This window comes from Enterobacter sp. Acro-832, assembly GCF_011752745.1.
In the GTDB taxonomy this organism is placed as follows: Bacteria; Pseudomonadota; Gammaproteobacteria; order Enterobacterales; family Enterobacteriaceae; genus Enterobacter; species Enterobacter quasiroggenkampii.
The window spans coordinates 1151821-1176149 of sequence record NZ_VWWX01000001.1 but is presented as its reverse complement, the minus strand read 5'-3'; the positions used below and the strand labels follow the sequence as shown (position 1 = coordinate 1176149).

23 protein-coding genes and 1 tRNA gene are annotated in these 24329 nt (G+C 53.6%); 19 read left to right on the top strand and 5 right to left on the bottom strand.

What is annotated here, in order from left to right; all coding sequences use genetic code 11:
• From F3J31_RS05405 to F3J31_RS05365, 8 genes are all read left to right on the top strand, one after another.
• A complete protein-coding gene (locus tag F3J31_RS05405) occupies window positions 1-828 on the top strand; it encodes a DUF4123 domain-containing protein (RefSeq protein ID WP_167211759.1) in 828 nt (275 codons plus the stop codon).
• Window positions 829-873: 45 nt separating this feature from the next.
• A complete protein-coding gene (locus F3J31_RS05400; protein ID WP_167211756.1) occupies window positions 874-1392 on the top strand; it encodes a DUF3304 domain-containing protein in 519 nt (172 codons plus the stop codon).
• A gap of 22 nt (window positions 1393-1414) precedes the next feature.
• A complete protein-coding gene (locus F3J31_RS05395) occupies window positions 1415-1936 on the top strand; it encodes a DUF3304 domain-containing protein (protein ID WP_167211753.1) in 522 nt (173 codons plus the stop codon).
• Window positions 1936-3723 (top strand): DUF2235 domain-containing protein, encoded by a 1788-nt coding sequence (locus F3J31_RS05390; RefSeq protein ID WP_167211750.1) that lies wholly within the window; start codon window positions 1936-1938, stop codon window positions 3721-3723. Before F3J31_RS05395 ends, F3J31_RS05390 begins: the two co-directional genes overlap by 1 nt.
• A gap of 444 nt (window positions 3724-4167) precedes the next feature.
• Window positions 4168-4617, top strand: a complete 450-nt coding sequence (gene tssE / locus F3J31_RS05385; protein ID WP_167211747.1) for a type VI secretion system baseplate subunit TssE — start codon at window positions 4168-4170, stop codon at window positions 4615-4617.
• Between the two features lie 14 nt (window positions 4618-4631).
• Window positions 4632-5102 carry a hypothetical protein gene (locus F3J31_RS05380; RefSeq protein WP_167211744.1) on the top strand — a complete coding sequence of 157 codons (471 nt, stop codon included), beginning with the start codon at window positions 4632-4634 and terminating at the stop codon, window positions 5100-5102.
• 605 nt (window positions 5103-5707) lie between these two features.
• Window positions 5708-6952: a GIY-YIG nuclease family protein gene (locus F3J31_RS05370; RefSeq protein ID WP_167211738.1), complete on the top strand. Its 1245-nt coding sequence runs from the start codon at window positions 5708-5710 to the stop codon at window positions 6950-6952.
• Window positions 6953-6998: 46 nt separating this feature from the next.
• Window positions 6999-8336, top strand: a complete 1338-nt coding sequence (locus F3J31_RS05365) for a VasL domain-containing protein (RefSeq protein ID WP_167211735.1) — start codon at window positions 6999-7001, stop codon at window positions 8334-8336.
• Window positions 8337-8385: 49 nt separating this feature from the next.
• On the opposite strand, the gene F3J31_RS05360 is transcribed toward F3J31_RS05365, so the two are convergent.
• Window positions 8386-8457, bottom strand: a tRNA-Arg gene (locus F3J31_RS05360).
• A 75-nt stretch (window positions 8458-8532) separates the two neighbouring features.
• Entirely contained in the window at window positions 8533-9462 is a 930-nt protein-coding gene (locus tag F3J31_RS05355) for a formate/nitrite transporter family protein (protein ID WP_045908749.1), read from the bottom strand.
• A 315-nt stretch (window positions 9463-9777) separates the two neighbouring features.
• Between F3J31_RS05355 and mlaA the strand changes: the two genes are divergently transcribed.
• Window positions 9778-10530, top strand: coding sequence for a phospholipid-binding lipoprotein MlaA (gene mlaA, locus F3J31_RS05350; RefSeq protein WP_023336447.1), 753 nt, complete (start codon window positions 9778-9780; stop codon window positions 10528-10530).
• Between the two features lie 44 nt (window positions 10531-10574).
• Here mlaA and fadL read toward each other — a convergent pair whose 3' ends face one another.
• Entirely contained in the window at window positions 10575-11858 is a 1284-nt protein-coding gene (gene fadL / locus F3J31_RS05345) for a long-chain fatty acid transporter FadL (RefSeq protein ID WP_045908748.1), read from the bottom strand.
• Between the two features lie 372 nt (window positions 11859-12230).
• Between fadL and F3J31_RS05340 the strand changes: the two genes are divergently transcribed.
• The 4 genes from F3J31_RS05340 (at window position 12231) to sixA (ending at window position 16947) form a co-directional block, all read left to right on the top strand.
• A complete protein-coding gene (locus tag F3J31_RS05340) occupies window positions 12231-12515 on the top strand; it encodes a YfcZ/YiiS family protein (RefSeq protein ID WP_023336445.1) in 285 nt (94 codons plus the stop codon).
• Between the two features lie 279 nt (window positions 12516-12794).
• Complete coding sequence (gene fadI / locus F3J31_RS05335) at window positions 12795-14105, top strand: acetyl-CoA C-acyltransferase FadI (protein ID WP_021241580.1); 1311 nt, start codon at window positions 12795-12797, stop codon at window positions 14103-14105.
• Window positions 14105-16252, top strand: coding sequence for a fatty acid oxidation complex subunit alpha FadJ (gene fadJ, locus F3J31_RS05330; protein ID WP_167211732.1), 2148 nt, complete (start codon window positions 14105-14107; stop codon window positions 16250-16252). The genes fadI and fadJ overlap by 1 nt, the downstream gene beginning before the upstream one ends.
• Before the next feature lie 209 nt (window positions 16253-16461).
• Window positions 16462-16947, top strand: coding sequence for a phosphohistidine phosphatase SixA (gene sixA / locus F3J31_RS05325; protein ID WP_032623034.1), 486 nt, complete (start codon window positions 16462-16464; stop codon window positions 16945-16947).
• Window positions 16948-16996: 49 nt separating this feature from the next.
• Here the strand turns inward: sixA and smrB are convergent, their stop codons facing one another.
• On the bottom strand, window positions 16997-17548 hold the full coding sequence (gene smrB / locus F3J31_RS05320) for an endonuclease SmrB (protein ID WP_008502613.1): 552 nt from the start codon (window positions 17546-17548) through the stop codon (window positions 16997-16999).
• Window positions 17549-17693: 145 nt separating this feature from the next.
• On the opposite strand from smrB, the gene prmB reads away from it, so the two are divergent.
• Genes prmB through F3J31_RS05290 form a run of 6 tightly spaced genes read left to right on the top strand, consistent with a single transcriptional unit; the run spans window position 17694 to window position 22242 of the window.
• Complete coding sequence (prmB, locus tag F3J31_RS05315; protein ID WP_008502612.1) at window positions 17694-18626, top strand: 50S ribosomal protein L3 N(5)-glutamine methyltransferase; 933 nt, start codon at window positions 17694-17696, stop codon at window positions 18624-18626.
• Between the two features lie 60 nt (window positions 18627-18686).
• Window positions 18687-19772: a chorismate synthase gene (gene aroC / locus F3J31_RS05310; protein ID WP_045908745.1), complete on the top strand. Its 1086-nt coding sequence runs from the start codon at window positions 18687-18689 to the stop codon at window positions 19770-19772.
• Window positions 19773-19774: 2 nt separating this feature from the next.
• Window positions 19775-20599, top strand: a complete 825-nt coding sequence (gene mepA, locus F3J31_RS05305) for a penicillin-insensitive murein endopeptidase (protein WP_023336439.1) — start codon at window positions 19775-19777, stop codon at window positions 20597-20599.
• On the top strand, window positions 20599-21408 hold the full coding sequence (locus F3J31_RS05300; RefSeq protein WP_045908744.1) for a sulfite exporter TauE/SafE family protein: 810 nt from the start codon (window positions 20599-20601) through the stop codon (window positions 21406-21408). Before mepA ends, F3J31_RS05300 begins: the two co-directional genes overlap by 1 nt.
• Window positions 21408-21953, top strand: a complete 546-nt coding sequence (locus tag F3J31_RS05295) for an elongation factor P hydroxylase (protein WP_048029666.1) — start codon at window positions 21408-21410, stop codon at window positions 21951-21953. The genes F3J31_RS05300 and F3J31_RS05295 overlap by 1 nt, the downstream gene beginning before the upstream one ends.
• Window positions 21954-21966: 13 nt before the next feature.
• On the top strand, window positions 21967-22242 hold the full coding sequence (locus F3J31_RS05290) for a YfcL family protein (RefSeq protein WP_167211729.1): 276 nt from the start codon (window positions 21967-21969) through the stop codon (window positions 22240-22242).
• Window positions 22243-22305: 63 nt separating this feature from the next.
• Here the strand turns inward: F3J31_RS05290 and mnmC are convergent, their stop codons facing one another.
• Window positions 22306-24303 carry a bifunctional tRNA (5-methylaminomethyl-2-thiouridine)(34)-methyltransferase MnmD/FAD-dependent 5-carboxymethylaminomethyl-2-thiouridine(34) oxidoreductase MnmC gene (gene mnmC, locus F3J31_RS05285; RefSeq protein ID WP_167211726.1) on the bottom strand — a complete coding sequence of 666 codons (1998 nt, stop codon included), beginning with the start codon at window positions 24301-24303 and terminating at the stop codon, window positions 22306-22308.
• Window positions 24304-24329 lie beyond the last annotated feature (26 nt).

The following is a 24329-nucleotide window of genomic DNA, read 5'->3' as shown; positions in this document are numbered from 1 at the left end:
TTGGACAGTACAGAACTCATTACAGCGTTATCCTGCAGTTCAGACGAGAACATCAGCCTGCTGTTTGAAGCCGGAGCGCAGCCGGAGGCCGATTTTCTGGCATTTAAAGAGCAGCATGCTCACAGGCTGCATTCTCTGTATATCCATCCTCAATTGACAGAATTTCAGAACTACGGCCCCTGGTTGCTGGAAATTGATAATGCAGAGCAGTTACCTGATTATCTGACGTCTTTGCCGGGATGTGCCGCAGTCATTGTTTCAACGCGTTATTCATCAATGCTGGCAGTGCAGTTATCCCGGGGGTGCACCATTGTGCAGCCAGATGGCTCTACTGCGCTGGCGCGCTTCTATGCGAGCCACGTTATCGGTGTGCTGGCGCAGTGTGCCGAGAACGACTGGCATGCCTTTCTGTTCAACGGCATCACACAATGGTGGCTTCCTGGCGAAACACAGTGGCAGGCGCTTGCCATAAAGCCCCTGGAGGCAGATAAGCCCACTAATCCTATTATCAGGCTTGATAAAGCGACCTGGGAGCAGATTACGGATAAGCCGGAAGTGACCAGTGTGTTGAGAGAATGGCAAAAAATGCCGACCAGCAGGGCGTTCCCAGCTTGTGCGCAGCGACTGATGGTGATTAAGGCGCTGAATAAAAGTAAAAAATCGGGTTTGTTATCCGCGGCTGATCAGAAAGTGTACGCGCTGTATTACCTTAATGGTGGGCGGCAGGAGCTGGAATCAGATGCACTGAAGGTTGCATTACCAAAGGTGCTGAATGGAACACAGTCGCTGGCAGAGATGTTGGTTAACCTTGCGGATATACAGTACTGAAAATCTGAACGGTTAATGGTAGTTGCTTCAATCAGGGAAATAAAAATGGGATTTTTTAAGACTTACGACAAAGTTAATAACGCCGTCAATCGTGGCTATGCCCGCTGGGGTAAATGGATTTGGGGCAGTTTATTGGCAGTGGTTCTGGCATACGGTGGCTGGTTAATCTGGGCCGTAGTCTGGGGACCGCCGACCGGGGGCGTGACGTTAATTATTCACAGTGAAATTGACAGACCTATTTTGGGATTCAGTGTTAACGGAGTGGCGGGACCAAATGCGTCTGCATATAAAGAAAATCCTTTTTCAGGTGGCGGTGGTGCAGCTACTTGTTGCGGCAGCATCAGTGGGAAAACAGCGGAAGTTATATGGACATTAAGCACCACGCGGGCTCAGTATGATGCAGGACTTCGCAAAGAAACTCGCCGTGTTGTGATGCCTTTGCCTGAACGAAAGTGGGGAGAGAATGATTTGCATGTTCACTTTCTGCCCGGGGATAAGGTGTTACTGGGCTGGAGCGATAATGCCTGGTCGCCTTATGAAAAGCGGCCAGAAAATATTAAATAACGGGTGAGTCAGGGAAATAAAAATGGGATTTTTTAAGACTTACGACAAAGTTGATAACGCTGTAAATCGTGGCTATGCCCGCTGGGGGAAATGGATCTGGGGCAGTTTATTGGCTGTGGCTCTGGCATATGGTGGCTGGTTAATCTGGGCATCTATCTGGGGGCCACCGACCGGGGGCGTGACGTTAATTATTCACAGTGAAATGGACAGGCCGATTCTGGGATTCAGTGTTAACGGAGTGGCAGGCTCAAACGCTTTTGCCCATGGTGGTGGTGGCGCAACCTGTTGCGGCAGCATCAGCGGGAAAACAGCGGAGGTAATATGGACCCTTGATATTACTCATGAGCAGTATCTCAAAGGTATGCGTCTTGAAAAACGTCGGGTTGTGATGCCAATGCCAGAAAGAAAGTGGGGAGAGAATGATTTGCACGTTCACTTTTTGCCCGGGGATAAGGTGTTGCTGGGCTGGAGCGATAATGCCTGGTCGCCTTATGAAAAACGTCCTGATATTCCAGATAAGACTGTAAAGCAGGGGCAAAATTGATGGATATCGAAAGTATTATTGCTGCTGCCAGTCGTGCACAGCAGGCTGATGATGCCGGGTTAGGAAATTGTTCGCGGACATGGCATGTCGGTTTCTTTTTTGATGGTATTCACCGAAATATAGACCAGGATGCTATAGAGGCACGTCTTAGTAATGTGGCTCGTTTATTCAGAGCGTTTCCTGATAAAAATTTAGAGACCTCCTCAACAAGCTATTCAAAATTTTATCTATCAGGTCTTGGTACACCATTTCAGGAAGATCTCACTGAGAAACTGCATACCATTATGGACAGTGCACAGAGCTCTGCATTGGATGATTTAAAAGATCAGCCAAAAGAAATAGCGAAGGATGCTGGCCTGGATTATTTGAAAAGTGGTAACTGGTGGGAGGTTTTAAAGGACTCAGGGAAAAAACTGATAAGCCCTTCGGAGTGGAAAACGCTGGCAGGAGATGTAGCTAAAAACGCCGCAAATAAATCAGGTATCGAGGCAACCCCCTGGTTGCGTGATAATCCCGTCATTGCAGATATGTTAGTTACCGGTGTTGATACGCGAATAAATTCGGCAAAATTACGTTTTGAGCGTTTCTTTGAAAGAACCAAAACCAATAGCCCTGTACCGATCAAACTAATATCTATCTCATTCTTTGGATACGATGTCGGTGCAACTCTGGCACGTAAATTCATTGATATGTTGATTGATGATATTTGTCAGAAACAGGGTGATAAACATACTTACCAGGGGATCCCCGTAGAGATTGTTTTTACAGGTTTATTTGATTGTGCTCGCCATACCCCTGCCAGTAATAACAATCGCGTCGACTGGTTTGTGGCAACCGCAGGTGGGCCAATAAAAGGGATTAGCGTGCTGATGGGTGATAAGTCTGTTGATCAGGAATCGGCATTGCCGGATACGGTTAAAAATGCACTGCATCTGGTCGCCGCCCATGAAAACCGGCCATGGCGTAGCGTCTATTGTCTTGGTGGAAGTAATAATAAACATAAGGAAGAGTTATTACCCGGCTGTGCAGAGGACGTAGGGGGAGGCCTGAAGCCAAATGAACAAAAACCGAGTGCAGAACTTTGCCGGGTAGCCCTTCACCGGATGTACCGGGCCGCGACGATGGCTGGTGTTCCTTTTCCTGATTTTCAAAATTTGCGGGCTCAATCTGAAACAGTTGCAAACTATTTTATCATGCAGGACAAGGTTAAGAACAAGTCTGTCACTCAATGGACAAAGCTGTATCAGCAAGCGGTGCCTTTTAACGCCGTCAGTATCGGAGCGCAGAACCGTCATCTGGACAGCTATATTGAGTGGCTTGGGCAACAATATTATCAATATCGCTGCGAATGCATGAAGTATGAAAAACAACGTGGCGATATTTTAGCCTCCGCCGGTGCTTCTGCCGGGTTATTGGGGATTTCACCACAGGCAAAAGAAACTTCAAGACACTACCAGAATGAACTTGATGTGTTGCACAAAAATTGGGGTTGGCTGGACGATGTCCATGATGCCGCAATAAGAATGAAGAACAGTATGGAAAACAATCCCAATGATAAGCGTATCCACATCGTGCCTGATATCTACAGGCCTGCATTGAGGCGAGCGAGACGTTTTCTCGATTATGCCCATGCAGCTTATCTTGGTCAACCTCAGCCTTTCCCCGAAGATAATGCGCCCTCTGATATGTATGCCTGGTTTATTCATAACAGACAAGCAACTGGAAATGATGTTGGCATCTCTCAGGATTTCCTGGTGATTCGTTCACTGGAAAAACCTGAGGTGTAACCTGTAACCGTCATTGACCCTTGGGTCATTCATCTTTATCCATTCTTTAACGCTTATTACTTGATATCCCGTCATTGCCAGGATACAGATGGTGTGTGGTATGAAGAAAATAATGCTTCGCATGCGTAGTGGCCTCGGTAGATTATAGTTACTATTCAATTATGGAATAACTTTGCTCTTGGATTTCCCCCTTAAAAAACTCAAGTACAGCTAAAAAGCAAACTTGATAATCGTAATTGAGATGGTTGTTCATATCGTGATGAAGAAAGAAATTTGTTGATTTTATTAAGTAGTGCAGGAGCGATGATTAATTGTATTACCATCGTGTTATCGTTGCATTCGAATTACCTTGAGCAGTTTGACTCTTTATAATTCATGAAATAACTAAAGCAATGTTAATGTTGACTAGATTGAGCTTAATCGTAATTATGAAGGAAGTGACCCTTGAATAAAAATCCCCCCTCTCTGTGCGAGATGCTTTATGGCAATTTTGTCGGTGATCTCGACCTTCAGCAGGTCAGTGAAGAAAATCAGGTCATTTTGTCGGTTCTGGACAACATGCAGCGGATCCTTAACTGTCGCGCCGGTACTCTGGCACATCTGCCAGACTATGGTCTGCCAGATATGACCACCATTCTGCAGGGACTTCCCGGCACCGCGCATAAGCTGATGTCGACGCTGTCTGCGGTCTTGCTGAAATATGAGCCGCGCCTGAAGTCTATTGAGGTGCTACTGCTTGATCAGGAAATTCCTGGTGAGCTGCGCTACGCCATAGATGCAGAACTTAGCGGTGTTGGTCTGGTGCGCTATGGCACTGAGTTTATGCCGGAGGGGCGAGTAATGTTACGCCATCTTAAGCAACAGCAGTATATCGATACTGCAACCCGTCTGTAAGGCCAGAGAGCATCATGTCAGTAAAATCACAGTTTCTTGATAAATTGCAGACCAGACAGTCTGCTCCGGCTTCATCTGTCAGTAAGAGTCAGGCCGATATAGCTGAGTTTTGCCTGCGAATGACGCAACTTAAGGAGCAGATGGACGTGTGGCTGGAAGGTACCGGACTAAGCGTGGAGGCGTACAGTACATCCGCTACGGATCTGCTGGTGGAGAACGGGACTTTTGAGATTACCGCCCTCGTTCTGCGTATCGACGACCGGTCTGTAAAATTTGTGCCGGCGTTCCTTTATGGTCAGGGTGTGACCGGGTGCGTGGAGGCGACCTTCCATGATGGGAGATATACGACTTCACAGGGACGTTTATTCATGCGGTCAGGAATGGTGAACAACTGGACCTTTATTCCGCCTGGTGTTTTATCCCGCCCAGGGCAGGGTTTTGATGAGAGCACTTTTTTTGGTTTGATTCTGGTGCTCCTTCCATAGTGCAACCGGAATGAGCAATAGCTATATATTTTTTTGCCTGTCAGTGATTGCATAATTACCTGGCGAAACAGTTAATAGCTGACGGAGAACAGAGCCACAAAATTACGAAATAAATTACGGATATGGAAATGAGAAAATTAATCTTCCTTCTGGTTTCAGGAATTTTTTTTACAGCACAGGCTGATGCTGCGCGTGGAAGGCAGCCCTGTTCCGGTTCAAAGGGGGGTATAGCGCACTGCACATCGGATGGACGCTTTGTCTGTAATGACGGGAGTCTGAGTCAGTCAAAACGATCCTGTTCCGGGTATGGTTCTTCAGAAACCAGCAATCCGGTAAGACCGTCCACTTCCACCCGCAAAACTAAGACGAAAAAAGTGACAACGGCGAAAAAGCAGGACCCGCAACGTGTTGAAGAGAACGACGAACCGGTCAGTACTCAACCCCGACAGCCCACATGCGCGCCCCTCTATATGGCCAGTAAGCCCGGATATACCCATTTACCGATTTGTTTAGGGAATCAGTATTAATCGGATATGGCAAAGATTCCCTGCCCGTTGTAAAGATTAAATAGTCAGGATTAAAAGAAGAAAGGAAAGAAATAAAATATGGCACGAAGAAAAAAAGATGACAATGCTGCGAGTATTATTCTGGTTATTATTGGTATCATTGCTTGGGGAGTTTATGTTTCGGTAAGAGCATTAATCAATATTAATGAGCGATTTATTGAATCTGTGTCGAATCCGGCCGGAATCATCGGTCTGTTCTTTGGTTTACTGATAGCCGTTGCGTTGATAATCCGGGTTTTCATTTACCGGGGTTTCCGGAAGAAAACAGCAGAACTCGAGCTGGCCATGTCGGATCTGGCCCAGAAAGCGAAGGCCTTTGACGAAACGGTTAGTACTGAAGTGGCTCGTGGCCTGTATCAGGAAAAGAAAGAGCTTTCAGGTCAGTGGGATGACTTTCACAATGCCAGAAATAAAGCCTCCCGGGCACTACAGCGTATTGTGGACTCCGCGTATAAATTCAAAGTCAAAACTCTGCTTTCCGGCACCACGGTAAATAACTGGCAAAGCAAGTACGACCAGCTCAGAAAAGAGAGAGACGCTTATGCTGCTATAAGCGAGAAAATCACCTTTCTGGAACTGGAAGATAATGCCGACTGGGAAGGCGTAAAACAGCAGTTTCTGAATAAGGTAGCTCTGCTGGAAAAAGCGCAGGAAGAAAAAGAATATCAGGCTGAGCTCAAGCGTCAGATGCGGGAAGAGAAACAGCGTCAGGATGAACTGGAGCAGCAGCAGCGCGAAGCGGAAGAGGAGGAGCAACGCCTTGCTGAGCAGCAGCGTTTACTGAAAGAAGCTCTGCTCGCCGCTGAAGGTGCGCACCGGGAAGAGCTGGAAAGACAGCGTCTGGAGCTGGAGCAGAAAATCCAGGACGTGCATCAACAGTATGAACGCGCCAAATCCATGGCCCAGCTCACGAAGCAGGGACACGTATATGTGATTTCGAATATTGGCTCCTTCGGTGAAAACGTATTTAAAATCGGTATGACCCGACGACTGGAGCCTATGGAGCGCGTGAAAGAACTGAGCGGAGCAGCCGTGCCGTTTGATTTTGACGTCCATGCCATGATTTCCTGCGATGACGCCCCTGCGCTTGAAAAGACGTTACATGACCATCTGGAACGCTACCGGATTAACCGAATTAATCTGCGCAAGGAGTTTTTCCGGGTAGAGCTTAGTCGAATTATCGATGAGGTAGAGCGTCACCACGGGCAGGTTGAATATATTGCTGACCCGGTGGCGCTACAGTATCTGCAGAGTCTCGAATACGCAGAAAACGAAGCCGCATAAACGTTAATTTCGTCTGGTTCAAGCCACATCAAATGGATATATGGTCATGAATGATATCATCCCACGTAAAATTAAAACCGGCGGCGACCCGCGCACGCTGCCAGATTACGCTGCTCTCCGCGATGAACTCAGCAAGCTGACGCATCCTGCTCGCCCGGATGTAAACTGGCAATATGTCGAAAAACGCTGCCTCTCTCTGTTTGAACAAAACGGTGTGGAGTTGCAGACTGCGGCCTGGTACACCCTTGCCCGGACCCACCTGTCTGGATTGGCTGGCCTGAACGAAGGGCTGGCGATTCTGGAGGCCCTGATTAGCCATCAGTGGGACGTTTTCTGGCCGAAGACGTTACATACTCGTCTGGAGATCCTTACCGGCCTGAGCCAGCGACTGCAGCAGCGCATGCGTATGCTTCCACTCAACAACAGCCATCTAAGTGAGCTTTACAGTGCTGAAACGTTGCTTACCCGGCTGAGTGCGGTGCTCCAGCGTCTTGAACTGAAACACCTAAGCCAGTTCGATACGTTACGAGCAATGATACGTTCGAATGCTGAACGGCTGGAAAGCAGTAATGACGCATCAGATCTGAATGCACGCATGATGCCCGGTTGCGAATTACCTCAGGAAAGGGCAGAACCGGTTGACGACGTGAAATGGGTCTATGTTGTGCAGCCGGAAAATCAGCCTGATGCAGAGGGTCTTACGACAGCGCACGGGGCGGTCAGACCATGGAAGCCTTTTGTCGCCGGGATGTGTTCTATGCTGGTGGTCAGCCTCGCCGCGGCGTGGGGTGGGGGCTTTCTGTCCAGACCCGATCCCTTAACGACTCAGGTTGTTGCCTCGCTGGCGCCGTTACCTGAAGTACTTACACCTGCTCAGCAAGAGGCGTTAGCACAGCGAGGCACTTTACCGTCCACGTTTATTAGAGAAACGCAGCAGCAGCTTGCCCGACTGGATAAGCTGCCCCCTGACTGGAATATTTCCTACAGCCTTGAGCTGTTAGCGCAACTCCAGACGGTGCGGCCGGAGGAGGCAAAGCCGCTTGCCGTGCAGTGGCAGCAAAAATTTAACGCGGCAGCGTTGCCTGCTGAGGCCATGAACAGCTGGTATCAGGGAATGATGAAGCTACAGCAACTGAGCCATCGGCTGAGTAGTCTGGATGAGCAGAAGGGAAAATATATCACGGTGAGTGAGCTTAAATCGGTGGTTTTTTCGACTATACAGTCATTTAACCAAACAATACCGGCTGAAGAACAACTCAGACGCCTGTCACAGCATCCAGCAGGAGGTGTGCTTCCTGAAGCTGAAAAGACCCAACTGGAGTTGCGTCTTAAACAGCTGGCAACGCGTTACGCTCAAATAAAACGGGATTCTTCTTCGCAGTGAATTCTGCGGTGGACAGGCGAATGTGTTCAACAACGCGTAGAGGTCAAAGTGTCCCCTGCAGGAATCGAACCTGCAACTAGCCCTTAGGAGGGGCTCGTTATATCCATTTAACTAAGGGGACGAGGCGGCACGAGTATAGCCTTATTTACACTATGCGTTAAGCGCATCGCCGCCTGACTGCTCAAAGAGTCACCATTCAGGACGATTTTTTTGTCGATTTATCATCATTTTCCCGTGCCTTAAGCTCAGCTTTGCGTTTGTTCGACATGTCGTTACGGATTTGGGCATGGCTTAACAGCGCGAAGATAAACGTTCCGCCGCAGATGTTACCCGCCAGCGTCGGTAGGGCGAACGGCCAGAAAAAATCGCTCCAGTGAAGCGTACCGTTAAAGACCAGATACAGTATTTCAACGGTACCGACCACGATATGCGTGGTATCAGCTAGCGCAATCAGCCAGGTCATCAATATAATCACCACAATTTTGGCGCTCCCTGCTGAAGGAAACATCCAGACCATTGTGGCGATGATCCAGCCGGAGATGATGGCATTCGAGAACATCTCCACCGGCGTGTTTTTCATCACATCCATGCCGATTTTTACAAACGCGTCCCGGGTGGGTTCATCAAAGATCGGCATGTATTCAAACGCCCAAGCCGCGATGCCTGTGCCGATGATATTACCCAGCAGGACGACGCTCCACAGACGCATCAATAAACCGAAGTTGCCGAGGGTAGGGTTTTGCATTACCGGCAGAACGGCAGTCACCGTGTTCTCGGTAAACAGCTGCTGGCGGGCCATAATGACAATCACAAAGCCGAAGGTATAGCCGAGATTCTCGAGTAAAAATCCGCCGGGTACGCCTTCCAGCTGAACATGAAATATCCCTTTGGCGAGCAGAGATGCGCCCATTGAGAGCCCAGCGGCGATAGCTGACCAGAAGAGGGCCATGGCATCGCGCTCCATCTCTTTTTCACCGTCCTGACGGATATGCTCGTGGATGGCCATCGCGCGGGAAGGCAGGCGATCTTCATCAATTTCTATTTTCTCGCCGCGCGCTTTCTCCTCACTTTCAATTTCAATTTCCTCATTGCTCTCGCCAATTTTTTCTTCGCCCACTTCTTTCATATCTGCTCCCGGAGGTTGATCTTTCTGTTAAGCGTAGCGGCTTTTGTCGGGATGCCTGTGGGGATGCTCTTAAATTGGCGGCAATGACAACAAAGGTGATACATCTCTTTCAAAGACATTATAAAATTGCCAGCGAAACGAATTCCAAAAGCCAGGCTATGCTGAGATCAGAGTCACGGTGGTTACTGCCCGTAATTGTGCTCATAGACATCGGTAAACGTGCTGTTACAATCGCTTGCACGTTTACAGACGGAGCGTCAACGGCTCCGTTACGGATGGCAATCAACGATAGCCATACTGAACAGGGAGATATTTATGAAACTTCGGCTGTCGGCGCTTGCGCTGGGCGCGACGATGCTTGTGGGCTGCGCCAGCTCCGGGGAGCAAACGGGACGCTCCGATCCTCTCGAAGGATTTAACCGCTCCATGTATAGCTTCAACTACAACGTGCTGGACCCGTATGTGGTTCGCCCGGTGGCAGTGGCATGGCGCGATTATGTTCCACAACCCGCGCGTAACGGGTTAAGTAACTTTACCAGCAACCTCGAAGAGCCTGCGGTAATGGTGAACTACTTCCTGCAGGGCGACCCGTATCAGGGGATGGTGCACTTTACCCGCTTCTTCCTGAACTCCATTCTGGGGATGGGCGGCTTTATTGACGTCGCTGGCATGGCGAACCCGAAACTGCAGCGTGAACAGCCGCACCGTTTTGGTAGTACGCTGGGGCATTATGGTGTCGGCTATGGCCCTTACGTTCATCTGCCGTTCTATGGCAGCTTCACCGTGCGTGATGATGGCGGTGATATGGTCGATACGCTGTATCCGGTTCTGTCGTGGCTGACCTGGCCGCTGTCGGTAGGTAAATGGACGGTGGAAGGGATTGAAACCCGTGCGCAACTGCTCGACTCTGACGGTCTGCTGCGCCAGTCTTCTGACCCGTACATTATGGTGCGTGAAGCGTACTTCCAGAATCATGACTTTATTGCCAACGGCGGTAAGCTGAAGCCGGAAGAAAATCCAAACGCGAAGGCTATCGAAAACGAACTAAAAGATATCGATTCCGAGTAAATAAAAAAGGTGAGCAATGCTCACCTTTTTTGATTCCAGTACGATTAGAACGCGTAGTTGAAGTTCGTACCGAACAGCCAGGCTTTACCTTCAGAGGTAAACTCGTAAGGGCCTTCCTGGAACGTGACTTTCTGGCCGTGCATATAAGAAACGCCCGCATCGATGGATGCATTCTCGTTGAACGCATATGTCGCGCCAGCACTTAACCAGAAGCGGTCCTGATCCGGAATGGAAATAGAACGCTTGTCTGCCGGAACCGGGCTGTCGTCAAATGCGATACCGGAGCGGAAAGTCCAGTTTTTATCGTAGTAGTAGGTGGTACCCAACGCAATACGATAGGCGTCGTGGAAGCTTTCGTCCTTATAGAACAGCGTTTGACCATTGGTTCCGGTCGCTTTCAGCTCCTGGAACTGGCTCCAGCTGGTATAGGCCAGGCTATAGTGGATCGCCCATTGAGGTGCAACGCGGTTGTAACCGGACACTTCCCACATTTCTGGCAAATGCAGTGACAGTGAACCTGGAACGGTCTGGTTTGACGTTCCCCAAGGAATAGTGGTACCCGCACCAGGAACCAGGTTGTTCACCGGCTTCAGGATGCCGCTCTTGTAATCGCCGTCGAAGTCAATTTTCACTTCGGAACGATAGGTCAGGCCCCAACGGTTGTTTTTGTCCAGCTCGTACAGGATACCGGCGTTCCAGCCATAGCCCCACTCATCACCTTCAAGACTGGCAATTTTATTGCTGTTTTTTGGCAGGCGAGCAGTTTGCTCTCCGGAGTAACGTTCAATTTTGGCATCGGCGTAGACGGCATCAAAGCCCAGACCAAAGCTCCAGTTATCGTTCAGGCGATAAGCACCGCTCAGGTTCAGGTTCAGCGTAGTAAGGTCTGTTTTACCGCCGTATTCACCAGCCGGATAGTTGCTATTGAACTCGGTAGCAAGGCCGTAGTTAGAGGTTACGGATGCTCCCCAGCCAAACTGTTCATTGATAGGTGCAACGAAGTGCAGGTTAGGGACCCATGCTGTTGGGGCAATATTGTCCGCTTTAAGACTCGCACCAGTGAAAGGCGACTTGCCTGAAATGTTGACATCAGGATCGATATAAACCGCACCAGCAGAGAAGGTCGGACGATCAAACATCATGATCAATGCAGGGTTACGACTCGCGTTACCCGCATCATCCGCAATCGCACCTTCCCCCGAATACGCGCGGCCAAGGCCAGAGGAAGAAAATTCGTTTAACTGAAAGCCCGCTGACCATGCGGAAGTGGAGACGAGTGCCACTGCGACTGCCAGCGCAGTCTTGTTGAACAGGGTTTTCTGGCTCATGACCATAACCTCATTGAGTTATTTTTATTCAATAATTGTTACATACCGTAACAGGAGCGCGAAGTGTAGGGTCTGAGGTATGACAGACAAATCAGACCAGTGGCCAGAGTATAGGTCCGACCAGCCTGAATGTTGCAAGTTTGTTTATTAATATTTTCAAACATGTTTCGTGAAACGAGATCTGGTTGGCAAAATTGTGACCATCGCGACTCACCCAAAAGGGTGGTTTTTGTTTTAGATCATTTTTTAGTGTGATATTGGTCACTTATCCGATTTTGCGCCATTAACGGCTGGAGAGAGCCCGAGCCGGGGCGTAAAATAGCAGCATCGTGTTTATCTCGCGCGTTGCGCGAATACAGAGGAAATTGAGCTATGAGTAAATGCAGTGCTGATGAAACCCCGGTTTGCTGCTGTATGGATGTTGGGACCATCATGGACAACACCGATTGCACCGCGTCTTACAGCCGTGTGTTCACCAACCGCGCCGAAGCGGAAGAGACCCTGGCCGCGCTGAGCAAGCGTGCGCGTGATGTTGAATCCGATCCGTGTGAAATTAAGTCGACCTTTACCGAAGTGGAAGGCGGCGTGAAGCTGGACATCGACTTTGTTTTCGCCTGCGAAGCAGAAACGCTGATTTTCCAGCTGGGTCTGCGTTAATTTCTGCGGCCTGATGCCCTCACCCCGACCCTCTCCCACGGGAGAGGGCGCAAACATTAAAAACGGTAACCTACGGGTTACCGTTTTGCTTTTACCTTGCGCACCCGACAACATACCGCACAAATGCCCCTGCCATGCAGGGGCATTTTCTTTTTCTTCTCTGTGTTTTAGCTCGCATTTTTTCGTTTCCCCGATTGGCTGAATGTAAAAAAATGGTTAAGACTATTATCAGGTCAGACCACTTTGCGTTTACGAAAATTATTTTTACAGGGGAGTGTTATGAGTCAGGCATTACCGCTTATTACCCGTCAGGGCGATCGCATTGCCATCGTCAGTGGATTGCGCACGCCATTTGCGCGTCAGGCAACGGCGTTTCATGGCATACCGGCCGTCGACCTGGGGAAAATGGTAGTGGGGGAGATGCTGGCTCGCAGCGAAATTCCGCCGGAGGTCATCGAACAGCTGGTTTTTGGCCAGGTCGTGCAGATGCCTGAAGCCCCCAACATCGCGCGGGAAATCGTCCTCGGTACCGGGATGAATGTTCATACCGACGCCTACAGCGTCAGCCGCGCCTGCGCAACCAGTTTCCAGGCCGTGGCGAACGTCGCCGAAAGTCTGATGGCGGGTACCATTCGCGCCGGGATAGCGGGTGGAGCGGACTCCTCTTCGGTACTGCCGATTGGGGTCAGTAAAAAGCTGGCGCGTATCCTGGTCGATGCCAACAAAGCCCGCACGACGGGTCAGAAGCTCAAACTCTTCTCGCGTTTACGTCTGCGCGATCTGATGCCTGTTCCCCCTGCCGTAGCGGAATATTCCACCGGCCTGCGCATGGGCGATACCGCCGAGCAGATGGCGAAAACCTACGGCATTACCCGTGAACAGCAGGATGCGCTGGCGCATCGCTCGCATCAGCTTGCGGCAAAAGCCTGGTCGGAAGGCAAGCTGACCGACGAGGTCATGACCGCCTACATTCCGCCCTATCGCGAACCGCTTGCGGAAGATAACAATATTCGCGGCACCTCAACGCTGGCGGATTACGCCAAACTGCGCCCGGCGTTTGACCGCAAGCACGGCACCGTGACGGCGGCGAACAGTACGCCGCTGACGGACGGGGCTGCCGCCGTGATCCTGATGACCGAATCTCGTGCGAAGGAGCTGGGCATTACTCCCCTGGGCTATTTACGCAGCTACGCCTTCACCGCCATTGACGTCTGGCAGGACATGCTGTTAGGTCCGGCGTGGTCAACGCCGCTGGCGCTGGATCGCGCGGGGCTGACGCTGGCTGATTTAACCCTGATTGATATGCACGAAGCGTTTGCCGCACAAACCCTGGCAAACGTCCAGCTGCTGGCAAGCGAGCGTTTCGCACGCGATGTGCTGGGCCGCGCCCATGCCACAGGCGAAGTGGATCAGAGTAAATTCAACGTGCTGGGCGGCTCTATCGCCTACGGTCATCCGTTTGCCGCCACCGGCGCGCGAATGATCACGCAAACATTACATGAACTCCGTCGCCGTGGCGGCGGGTTTGGCCTTGTAACCGCCTGTGCGGCGGGCGGCCTTGGCGCAGCAATGGTTCTGGAGGCTGAATAATGGATATGCCATCTGCATTTAATCTGACGGTTCGCCTCGATAACGTGGCCGTTATCACTATTGATGTGCCTGATGAAAAGATGAATACCCTGAAGGCCGAATTTGGCGTTCAGGTGCGCGCGATGCTAAAGCAGATCCGCGACAACAAAGCCATTCGCGGTCTGGTGTTTATCTCTGCCAAACCCGACAACTTTATAGCCGGGGCGGATATTAACATGATCGCCCGGGCGCAAAGCGCGCTGGAGGCCGAAGAGCTGGCGCGTCAGGGCCAGCAGGTGATGGCGGAGATCAACAGCCTGCCGATCCCGGTTATCGCCGCGATCCACGGGGCGTGTCTGGGCGGTGGGCTGGAGCTGGCGCTGGCCTGCCATAGCCGTATATGTACCGACGATCCGAAAACCATTCTGGGCCTGCCGGAAGTGCAGCTGGGGCTGCTGCCTGGCTCCGGCGGAACGCAACGTCTGCCGCGCCTGGTGGGCGTCAGCACGGCGCTGGAGATGATCTTAACCGGTAAACAGCTGCGTGCCCGTCAGGCGCTGAAAGCCGGTCTGGTCGATGACGTCGTGCCGCAGTCCATTTTGCTGGAGGCCGCCGTTGAGCTTGCGCTGAAAGGGCGTCAGGCAAGACGTCCTCTGCCGGTTCGCGAGCGCGTGCTGGCCGGCCCGCTGGGCAGAACGATCCTGTTCAACATGGTGGGCAAAAAGACCGAACAAAAGACCAAAGGCAATTACCCGGCAGCAAAGCGGATCCTGGACGTGATCGAAACCGGGCTATCGCAGGGCAGCAGCAGCGGCTATGCCGCGGAGGCCAAAGCCTTTGGCGAACTGGCGATGACGCCCCAGTCACAGGCGCTGCGCAGCATCTTCTTCGCCAGCACTGAGGTGAAAAAAGACCCGGGAAGCGAGGCATCGCCTGCGCCGCTGCGTGCCATTGGCGTGCTGGGTGGGGGGCTTATGGGCGGCGGTATCGCTTTTGTTACCGCAAGCAAAGGCAAATTGCCTGTACGCATCAAAGACATTAACCCTAAGGGAATCAACCACGCGCTGCAGTACAGCTGGCAGAACCTTGATCAAAAGGTCAAGCGCCGCCATATCAAGGCAAGCGAACGTGATAAAACCCTGGCGATGATCTCCGGTACGACGGATTACAGCGGTTTTGCGCACCGCGATCTGGTGATTGAAGCCGTGTTTGAGGATCTGACGCTTAAGCAGCAGATGGTGGCAGACGTTGAGCAGCATTGCGCCCCGCACACCATTTTTGCCTCTAACACGTCGTCATTACCGATTAGCGATATCGCAGCAAAAGCCGCGCGTCCGGATCAGGTGATCGGACTGCACTTCTTTAGCCCGGTAGAAAAAATGCCGCTGGTGGAAGTTATTCCACATGCGACCACCAGCCCGCAAACCATCGCCACGGTAGTCAAACTTGCGAAGAAGCAGGGTAAAACGCCGATCGTGGTCGCAGACAAAGCCGGCTTCTACGTCAACCGCATTCTGGCGCCCTACATTAATGAAGCCATGCGGCTGCTGACGGAAGGTGAGAAGATCGAGCACGTCGACGAGGCGCTGGTAAAGTTTGGTTTCCCCGTGGGCCCAATCCAACTTTTGGATGAGGTGGGAATAGACACCGGCACTAAAATTATACCTGTACTGGAGGCGGCTTATGGCGATCGTTTTAGCCCGCCTGCAAACATTGTTTCTGCAATTTTGAAGGACGATCGCAAAGGCAGAAAAAATGAACGCGGTTTCTATCTTTACGACGCGAAAGGGCGTAAAAGCAAGAAACAGGTCGACCCTTCGGTTTATGGGCTTATTTCGACCACCGGTCAGGGAAAACTGTCCGCCGTTCAGTGCGCTGAACGCTGCGTGATGATGATGCTCAATGAAGCGGCGCGCTGCTTCGGTGAACAGGTAATCAAAAGCGCGCGCGATGGCGACATTGGCGCGGTATTTGGCATTGGTTTCCCGCCGTTCCTTGGCGGCCCGTTCCGTTACATGGATACGCTCGGCGCGGGTGAAGTGGTTGCTATCCTGCAACGTCTGGCTTCGCAATATGGTCCACGCTTTACACCGTGTGACGAATTATTGCAGATGGCGGAACGGGGCCAGACATTTTGGCCTGCAAGGGAAACTGTCCTCGTAAGCTGAGGTCAAAGAAGGGTAAATCCTGAAGTGAATGAACCTGTTCTGGCGATTTTGTAAACAGAGATTGACTATACTTACGCCATTGAGGTAAAAAACAGCGTTTCATTCACCGAATGGATCAGGCACAATGCCCGGCCATCGGGTTTTCTACCTCTCAGCATTTATCGCGGGTAGTTAACGCCGGTGATTCTGGTTAACAAAAGCGGTGCAATATGCAAGTTTTTATCATGCGTCACGGCGACGCGGCACTCGATGCCGCCAGTGACTCAGTACGTCCTTTGACCGTGTGTGGCTGCGACGAATCTCGTCAGATGGCGACCTGGCTTAAAGGTCAAAAAGTGGACATCGAACGTGTTCTGGTGAGTCCGTTCCTGCGTGCTGAACAGACGCTGGAGGTGGTAGGGGAGTGCATGAACCTGCCTGCCAGCGTGGATGTTCTTCCTGAACTCACCCCCTGTGGCGATGTAGGCCTTGTCAGTGCCTATCTTCAGGCGCTGTGCAATGAAGGTGTTGCGTCCGCGCTGGTCATTTCCCACCTGCCACTGGTTGGCTATCTGGTATCTGAGCTGTGCCCGGGCGAAACGCCGCCGATGTTCACGACATCCGCCATTGCCAATGTGTCTCTGGACGAAACGGGTAAAGGTGTCTTTAACTGGCAAATGAGTCCGTGCAACCTGAGGATGGCAAAAGCCATCTGACGTGACGTGTGATTGTGCGGGGGCGCAAAACAGGCCTCCCGCCGTCCTGTCAGGGTAATTCTGGCGGCTGCCACTCTTCCACTTCAATCAACACCAGCAATGCGGCATCTCCGCCGTACTCTTTGGGTGCCTGATGAAACGCCATCACGTGTGGATGCTGAGCCAGCCACAGCGGCGTCTGCTGCTTGAGGATATGCTTACCGTGGCCGTGCATCACGCAGGCGCAAAAAACATGTTCGCGGCGACAGGCGGCGATCAATGCCCCCAGCTCCTGTTTTGCCTGCATCTGCGTTAAACCATGCAGATCGAGAAACAGCTCCGGCGAATAATCTCCGCGACGTAACTTTTTCAGTTCAAAATGGCTGACGTCTTCACGCACGTACTTCACAGCACCTTGCGTATTGAGCAGCGGCTGAAATTCATCTGAAAAATAGTGGCTGTTATCCGCCTGCTCCTGCAGCAGCCGTTTGACCGGGACTTCGCTGATTTTTTTACGCTGCGGGCGATGAACAATCGTGTCCTGCGCGATTTTCCGCGTCCCGGTCATTAGCTGGCGGAAGAGCGCCTGATCCTCCTCGCTGAGCGATGTTTTCTTTTTCATTCGTCATTCTCATCTCGTATTTCCGATAGTGTACCCGACTAAACGCATTTTTTAACCTCAAGCGGTACGCGTCATTGCTGATTTATCGCCGTCTTCATGGCAAACTAGCCGCCGAAAATTATGCGAGCATGCCCTGGAGGAAAGAGTGGATAAAATATTTGTCGATGAAGCAGTAAATGAGCTGCATACCATACAGGACATGTTGCGCTGGTCGGTTAGCCGCTTCAGCGCCGCCAATATCTGGTACGGACACGGTACCGACAACCCGTGGGATGAGGCCGTGCAGCTGGTGCTGCCGTCACTCTATCTGCCGCTGGATATTCCGGAAGACATGCGCACCGCGCGCCTGACCTCCAGCGAAAAACACCGCATCGTTGAGCGCGTGATCCGCCGCGTCAACGAACGCATCCCGGTCGCCTACCTGACCAACAAAGCCTGGTTCTGCGGTCACGAGTTCTATGTCGATGAACGCGTGCTGGTGCCGCGCTCGCCGATTGGTGAGCTGATTAACAATCACTTTGAAGGCCTGATCGGCCATCAGCCGCAGCACATCCTGGATATGTGTACCGGCAGCGGCTGTATCGCCATTGCCTGCGCTTATGCCTTCCCGGAAGCGGAGGTCGATGCCGTCGATATCTCCACCGACGCGCTGGCCGTGACCGAGCACAACATTGAAGAGCACGGACTTATCCATCACGTCACACCAATTCGCTCCGATCTGTTCCGCGATCTGCCGACGCTGCAGTACGATCTGATCGTCACTAACCCGCCGTACGTCGATGCGGAAGACATGTCCGATCTGCCGAACGAATACCGTCACGAGCCGGAGCTGGGTCTGGCGTCAGGATCTGACGGCCTGAAGCTGACCCGCCGCATTCTGGCCTGCGCGCCGGATTATCTGACCGACGACGGCGTTCTGATTTGTGAAGTGGGCAACAGCATGGTACATCTGATAGAGCAGTACCCGGATGTGCCGTTCACCTGGCTTGAGTTCGACAACGGCGGTGACGGCGTCTTTATGCTGACCAAAGCGCAGCTGCTCGACGCGCGCGAACACTTCAGCATCTATAAAGATTAATCCAGCGGGCTTCGGCCCGTTTCACAACGCTCAAACACAAACAACAACATCGGAGCCGTGATGGCAGGAAACAGTATTGGACAGGTATTCCGCGTGACCACCTTTGGCGAGTCGCACGGGCTGGCGCTGGGCTGTATCGTTGATGGCGTACCGCCAGGCATCGAACTGACCGAAGCCGATTTGCAGCACGACCTCGACCGTCGTCGTCCGGGCACCTCTCGCTACACCACGCAGCGTCGCGAGCCGGACCAGGTCAAAATTCTCTCCGGCGTCTTTGAAGGACGCACTACAGGTACCAGCATTGGTCTGCTGATTGAAAACACCGATCAGCGCTCCCAGGACTACGGCGCCATCAAAGACGTGTTCCGTCCGGGCCATGCCGACTATACCTACGAACAAAAGTACGGCTTCCGCGACTATCGCGGCGGCGGACGTTCTTCTGCGCGTGAAACTGCGATGCGCGTGGCGGCTGGTGCCATTGCCAAAAAATACCTGCAGCAGAAATTTGGCATCGTTATCCGCGGTTGTCTGACCCAGATGGGCGACATTCCGCTGGCGATCAAAGACTGGGATCTGGTCGAGCAAAACCCGTTCTTCTGTGCTGATGCCGACAAGCTGGACGCGCTGGACGAACTGATGCGGGGCCTGAAAAAAGAGGGTGACTCCATCGGGGCGAAAGTGACCGTGGTGGCCGACGGCGTCCCGCCAGGCTGGGGCGAGCCGGTATTTGACCGTCTCGACGCCGACATCGCCCACGCGCTGATGAGCATCAACGCGGTGAAGGGCGTTGAGATTGGCGACGGTTTTGACGTGGTATCCCTGCGCGGCAGCCAGAACCGTGACGAGATCACGAAGGCGGGCTTCCAGAGCAACCACGCGGGCGGCATTCTGGGCGGTATCAGCAGCGGGCAGCAGATTATTGCCAACATCGCGCTGAAGCCAACCTCCAGCATTACCGTGCCGGGCCACACGATTAACCGCGATGGCGAAGAAGTTGAGATGATCACCAAAGGACGTCACGATCCGTGCGTGGGGATCCGCGCGGTGCCGATCGCAGAAGCGATGCTGGCGATCGTGCTGATGGATCACTTCCTGCGCCAGCGCGCGCAGAATGCGGATGTGACGACCACCATTCCACGCTGGTAAACATGAAAAAAACCGCAATTGCTCTGCTGGCGCTGTTGGCCAGTGGAGCCAGTCTGGCCGCGACGCCATGGCAAAAAATCACCCACCCGGTGGCGGGGAGCGCGCAGTCCATCGGCGCCTTTTCCAACGGCTGTATCGTCGGCGCGCAGGAACTTCCGCTGCAATCAGACACCTATCAGGTGATGCGTACCGACCAGCGTCGCTACTTTGGCCACCCGGATCTGGTGCTGTTTATTCAGCGTCTTGGCAACCAGGTGCATAACCTGGGGCTGGGCACGATGCTGATCGGTGATATGGGGATGCCTGCTGGCGGTCGTTTTAACGGTGGACACGCCAGTCATCAGACCGGGCTGGATGTGGATATCTTCCTGCAGCTGCCGAAAGCGCGCTGGACGTCTGCCCAGTTGCTGAAGCCGCAGGCGCTGGATCTGGTGGCGAGCGACGGCAAGCGCGTTGTGCCGTCCCTGTGGACGCGGGAGGTCTCCAGCATGATCAAGCTGGCGGCAGAAGATAACGACGTCACGCGGATTTTCGTCAACCCGGCCATCAAGCAGCAGCTCTGCCTGGATGCCGGAACGGACCGCGACTGGCTGCGCAAAGTGCGCCCGTGGTTCCAGCATCGCGCGCACATGCACGTTCGCCTGCGTTGCCCGGCGAACAGCCTGGAATGTGAAGATCAGCCGCTCCCGCCGCCAGGCGATGGCTGCGGTGCGGAACTGCAAAGCTGGTTTGAACCGGCAAAACCTGGAACCTCTAAGCCTGAGAAGAAGACACCGCCTCCGTTGCCGCCTTCCTGCCAGGCGCTACTGGATGAGCATGTACTTTAATGGATAATTTCGTCGATCTGTTTATGGTGTCACCGCTGCTGCTGGTGGTGCTGTTCTTCGTGGCCATGCTGGCCGGTTTTATTGATGCCCTTGCGGGCGGCGGCGGGTTATTAACCGTACCCGCGCTGCTGGCGGCAGGCATGAGCCCGGCGCAGGCGCTTGCCACCAACAAGCTGCAGGCCTGCGGCGGCTCGCTCTCGGCGTCGCTCTATTTTATCCGCCGCAAGGTGGTGAGCCTGGCCGACCAGAAGCTCAATATCCTGATGACCTTTATCGGTTCCACGTCGGGCGCGCTGCTGGTTCAGCACGTGCAGTCGGATATTTTGCGCCAGATCCTGCCGGTTCTGGTCATCTGCATCGGGCTTTATTTTCTGCTGATGCCGAAGCTCGGCGAGGAAGACCGCCAGCGTCGTCTGCACGGTCTGCCGTTTGCCCTGATTGCCGGGGGCTGCGTCGGTTTTTACGACGGTTTCTTCGGCCCGGGGGCGGGCTCGTTTTACGCGCTGGCGTTCGTGACGCTGGCCGGGTTTAACCTCGCCAAGTCGACCGCTCATGCCAAAGTGCTCAATGCGACGTCGAACCTTGGCGGTCTGCTGCTGTTTATCATTGGCGGCAAGGTCATCTGGGCAACCGGATTCGTCATGATGGCAGGGCAGTTCCTGGGCGCACGCGCGGGTTCGCGTCTGGTGTTAAGCAAAGGACAAAAGCTGATTCGACCGATGATCGTCATCGTCTCGGCCGTAATGAGCGCCAAACTTCTTTATGACAGCCATGGACAGGAGATCCTCACCTGGTTGGGGATGCATTAATGAACAGTACGCATAAATACGAACAGCTGATTGAGATTTTTGACGGCTGTTTTGCTGACGATTTTAATACCCGTCTGATTAAAGGCGACGACGAACCGATCTATCTTCCTGCTGATGCAGAGGTTCCGTATAACCGCATCGTCTTTGCGCACGGCTTTTACGCCAGCGGTTTGCACGAAATTTCGCACTGGTGCATCGCCGGAAAAGCGCGTCGCGAGCTGGTGGACTTTGGTTACTGGTACTGCCCGGACGGGCGTGACGCCGCAACGCAGGGCCAGTTTGAGGATGTGGAAGTGAAGCCGCAGGCGCTGGAATGGCTATTCTGCGTCGCGGCGGGTTTCCCGTTCAACGTGAGCTGTGACAACCTCGAAGGCGACTTCGAGCCAGACCGTATCGTCTTCCAGCGCCGCGTGCATGCGCAGGTGATGGACTATCTTGAGAAAGGCATCCCGGAACGTCCGGCGCGCCTGATTGAGGCCTTACAGAATTATTACCACACGCCGGTGATCACGGCGGAATGCTTCCCTTGGCCGGAAGATCTTTAACAGAGGAAAGAAGATGATCGCAGAATTTGAATCACGCATTCTGGCGTTAATTGATGACATGGTGGAACACGCCAGCGATGATGAGCTGTTCGCCAGCGGTTATCTGCGTGGTCACCTGACGCTCGCGGTAGCTGAGCTGGAAGCAGGTGACGATCACTCTGCCGACGCTGTTCACGCTGAAGTGGCCCGCAGTCTGGAGAAAGCCATTCAGGCCGGGGAACTCTCTCCGCGCGACCAGTCTCTGGTGCTGGGCATGTGGGACAATTTATTCCAGCAGGCTAAACGCTAAGCCGCCGCCTTCTCTTCCCTCTCCCTGTGGGAGAGGGTTAGGGTGAGGGCACCAGACCGCACCCTACTTAACCTTCTTCCCCTTCAGCAGTTTCCGTATCCATAATCGATTCGGATTCAGGCCCGCAAGCGTAACCCTGTCCAGCGGAATCGGCTCGTCGCTCATCTGCGCGGCTAACACTTCGGCCAGCAGCGGGGCAGAGCACAGCCCGCGGGAACCTAGGCCCCCCAGCATAAACAGCTCTGGATAGACCGGTGAGGCCACCGCGGTTTCCTGGTGTTCAGCCAGATCCTCATAGGCCGCAAGCGTCGCCTCGTAGTCCGGCACGTTGCCTGCCATCGGCAGATGATCGCGGGTGGCGCAGCGCACGCCGCAGCGCGCGTCACCCTCGCTAACGTCGACCTCTTTCGCCCACGCTGCATCCGGGAAACAGTCAATCAGGCGCTGGCGGTTCTGCAACTGATCCGCCTCGCTGTAGTGCATCTCCGTTTCGCCACGATGATAGCTGGCCCCGATGCAGTGATGGCCGTTAGAGGGATTTTGCGGCGTCAGATAGCCGTCATAGCACAGCACCTGACGCAGTTTGCCGAGCGCAGGCGCGGTCGGGATATGGCTCACCTGGCCGCCGACCGGATAAACCGGCAACGTCGCTGTCTGAATAAACTGGCTGATGTGATGCCCGTTGGCCAGCACAACGCTGGCATGGCTCGCCTCCCTGCCATCAGCGAAACGCAGATCCCAGCGTTCTGTCCGGGTGAGCGATGCAACCTTGTGGCCATACTGCACCGTCAGCCCTCGCGACTGCGCCAGGGCAATGACCGCCGCGGTCAGTTCAGCCGGGCACAGCCAGCCGCCGAGCGGATACTGAATGCCCCCACACCCGGTTTCCACGCCAGCGGTGTCTTTAACCTCTTGCGCGCTCACCGCGCGGGCAATCTCTTCGGGCAGGCCCAGAGAGAGCATCTGCGCGATCTTCTGCTGGCTCTTTTCATCCCAGCCAAGCTGCGTGACGCCGCACCAGTCATGGTCGAACGCCACCGGAAGCGCGTCATACAGGCGACGGGCGAAGGTAAACGCTGCCGGGAAAAACTGGAACAGGGCCGGGTCGTGCGCGCTTAAAAGCGGATAGAGCGCCCCCTGACGGTTGCCGGACGCGCCGCTGGCGGGCGCGTCGTCAGCACAGTAGAGCGTGACCTGCCAGCCGCGCTGGAGAAGCGCGAGCGAGAGCAGGGCGCTGGCGATCCCGCCGCCAACGATCGCCACGTCGCGCGATGCGCTGGCGCGGCGCGCAAACCAGGGCGTCTGAGCGGGGATGTCCAGCGTCTGCTCCATCCTGCCGACCAGCATGTCGCGCTTGCGGCCAAAGCCTTTGGTCTTCTGCATGGTAAAGCCCGCCTCCTGCAGCCCACGGCGGACAAAGCCCGCCGAGGTGAAGGTGGCAAGCGTCGCCCCAGGGCGCGCCAGCCGCGCCATCGCGTTAAACAGATGCTGGCTCCACATGTCCGGGTTTTTGGCAGGGGCAAAACCGTCCAGGAACCACGCGTCGACCTTCTGATTCATCGAATCATCGAGCCTGTCGGTCAGGTCGTTGATGTCGCCGAGCCATAAGTCCAGCGTGACGCGTCCGCCGTCCAGCATCAGACGATAACAGCCGCCGATGTGGGGCGGCCACTGCGCCTGAAGCTGCTCCGCCCAGGGCGCAAGCTCCGGCCAGCGCTGGTGGGCAAGCCGCAGATCGTGCGCGGTGAGCGGGAATTTTTCGAAACTGATGAAATGTAATCTTTGTAGCGTAGCCTCGGGGTGAGCAGCGTGGAACTGGTTAAACGCCTGCCAGAGGGTTAAAAAATTCAGCCCGGTGCCGAATCCACTTTCCGCGACCACAAACAGGCTCCGGGGGTGCGCCGGGAAGCGGGTGCTGAGCTGGTTTCCGTCGAGGAAAACATAGCGAGTTTCTTCGAGTCCGTTATCATTAGAAAAATAGACATCATCAAAATCTCGGGAAACAGGTGTACCCTCAGCGTTGAATTCGAGGTTGGCGGGTTGTATAGCGTTTTGTTTCACGTAAGTTACTCGTCTGACAGGCAGTG

Coding starts and splice junctions, on each gene's coding strand:
- F3J31_RS05390 (WP_167211750.1), top strand. CDS start 1,936: ATGGATATCGAAAGTATTATTGCTGCTGCCAGTCGTGCACAGCAGGCT.
- F3J31_RS05290 (WP_167211729.1), top strand. CDS start 21,967: ATGATCGCAGAATTTGAATCACGCATTCTGGCGTTAATTGATGACATG.
- F3J31_RS05370 (WP_167211738.1), top strand. CDS start 5,708: ATGGCACGAAGAAAAAAAGATGACAATGCTGCGAGTATTATTCTGGTT.
- F3J31_RS05340 (WP_023336445.1), top strand. CDS start 12,231: ATGAGTAAATGCAGTGCTGATGAAACCCCGGTTTGCTGCTGTATGGAT.
- F3J31_RS05395 (WP_167211753.1), top strand. CDS start 1,415: ATGGGATTTTTTAAGACTTACGACAAAGTTGATAACGCTGTAAATCGT.
- F3J31_RS05295 (WP_048029666.1), top strand. CDS start 21,408: ATGAACAGTACGCATAAATACGAACAGCTGATTGAGATTTTTGACGGC.
- smrB (WP_008502613.1), bottom strand. CDS start 17,548: ATGAAAAAGAAAACATCGCTCAGCGAGGAGGATCAGGCGCTCTTCCGC.
- F3J31_RS05380 (WP_167211744.1), top strand. CDS start 4,632: ATGTCAGTAAAATCACAGTTTCTTGATAAATTGCAGACCAGACAGTCT.
- mlaA (WP_023336447.1), top strand. CDS start 9,778: ATGAAACTTCGGCTGTCGGCGCTTGCGCTGGGCGCGACGATGCTTGTG.
- fadJ (WP_167211732.1), top strand. CDS start 14,105: ATGGATATGCCATCTGCATTTAATCTGACGGTTCGCCTCGATAACGTG.
- F3J31_RS05355 (WP_045908749.1), bottom strand. CDS start 9,462: ATGAAAGAAGTGGGCGAAGAAAAAATTGGCGAGAGCAATGAGGAAATT.
- sixA (WP_032623034.1), top strand. CDS start 16,462: ATGCAAGTTTTTATCATGCGTCACGGCGACGCGGCACTCGATGCCGCC.
- fadI (WP_021241580.1), top strand. CDS start 12,795: ATGAGTCAGGCATTACCGCTTATTACCCGTCAGGGCGATCGCATTGCC.
- fadL (WP_045908748.1), bottom strand. CDS start 11,858: ATGAGCCAGAAAACCCTGTTCAACAAGACTGCGCTGGCAGTCGCAGTG.
- F3J31_RS05300 (WP_045908744.1), top strand. CDS start 20,599: ATGGATAATTTCGTCGATCTGTTTATGGTGTCACCGCTGCTGCTGGTG.
- aroC (WP_045908745.1), top strand. CDS start 18,687: ATGGCAGGAAACAGTATTGGACAGGTATTCCGCGTGACCACCTTTGGC.
- F3J31_RS05365 (WP_167211735.1), top strand. CDS start 6,999: ATGAATGATATCATCCCACGTAAAATTAAAACCGGCGGCGACCCGCGC.
- F3J31_RS05400 (WP_167211756.1), top strand. CDS start 874: ATGGGATTTTTTAAGACTTACGACAAAGTTAATAACGCCGTCAATCGT.
- mepA (WP_023336439.1), top strand. CDS start 19,775: ATGAAAAAAACCGCAATTGCTCTGCTGGCGCTGTTGGCCAGTGGAGCC.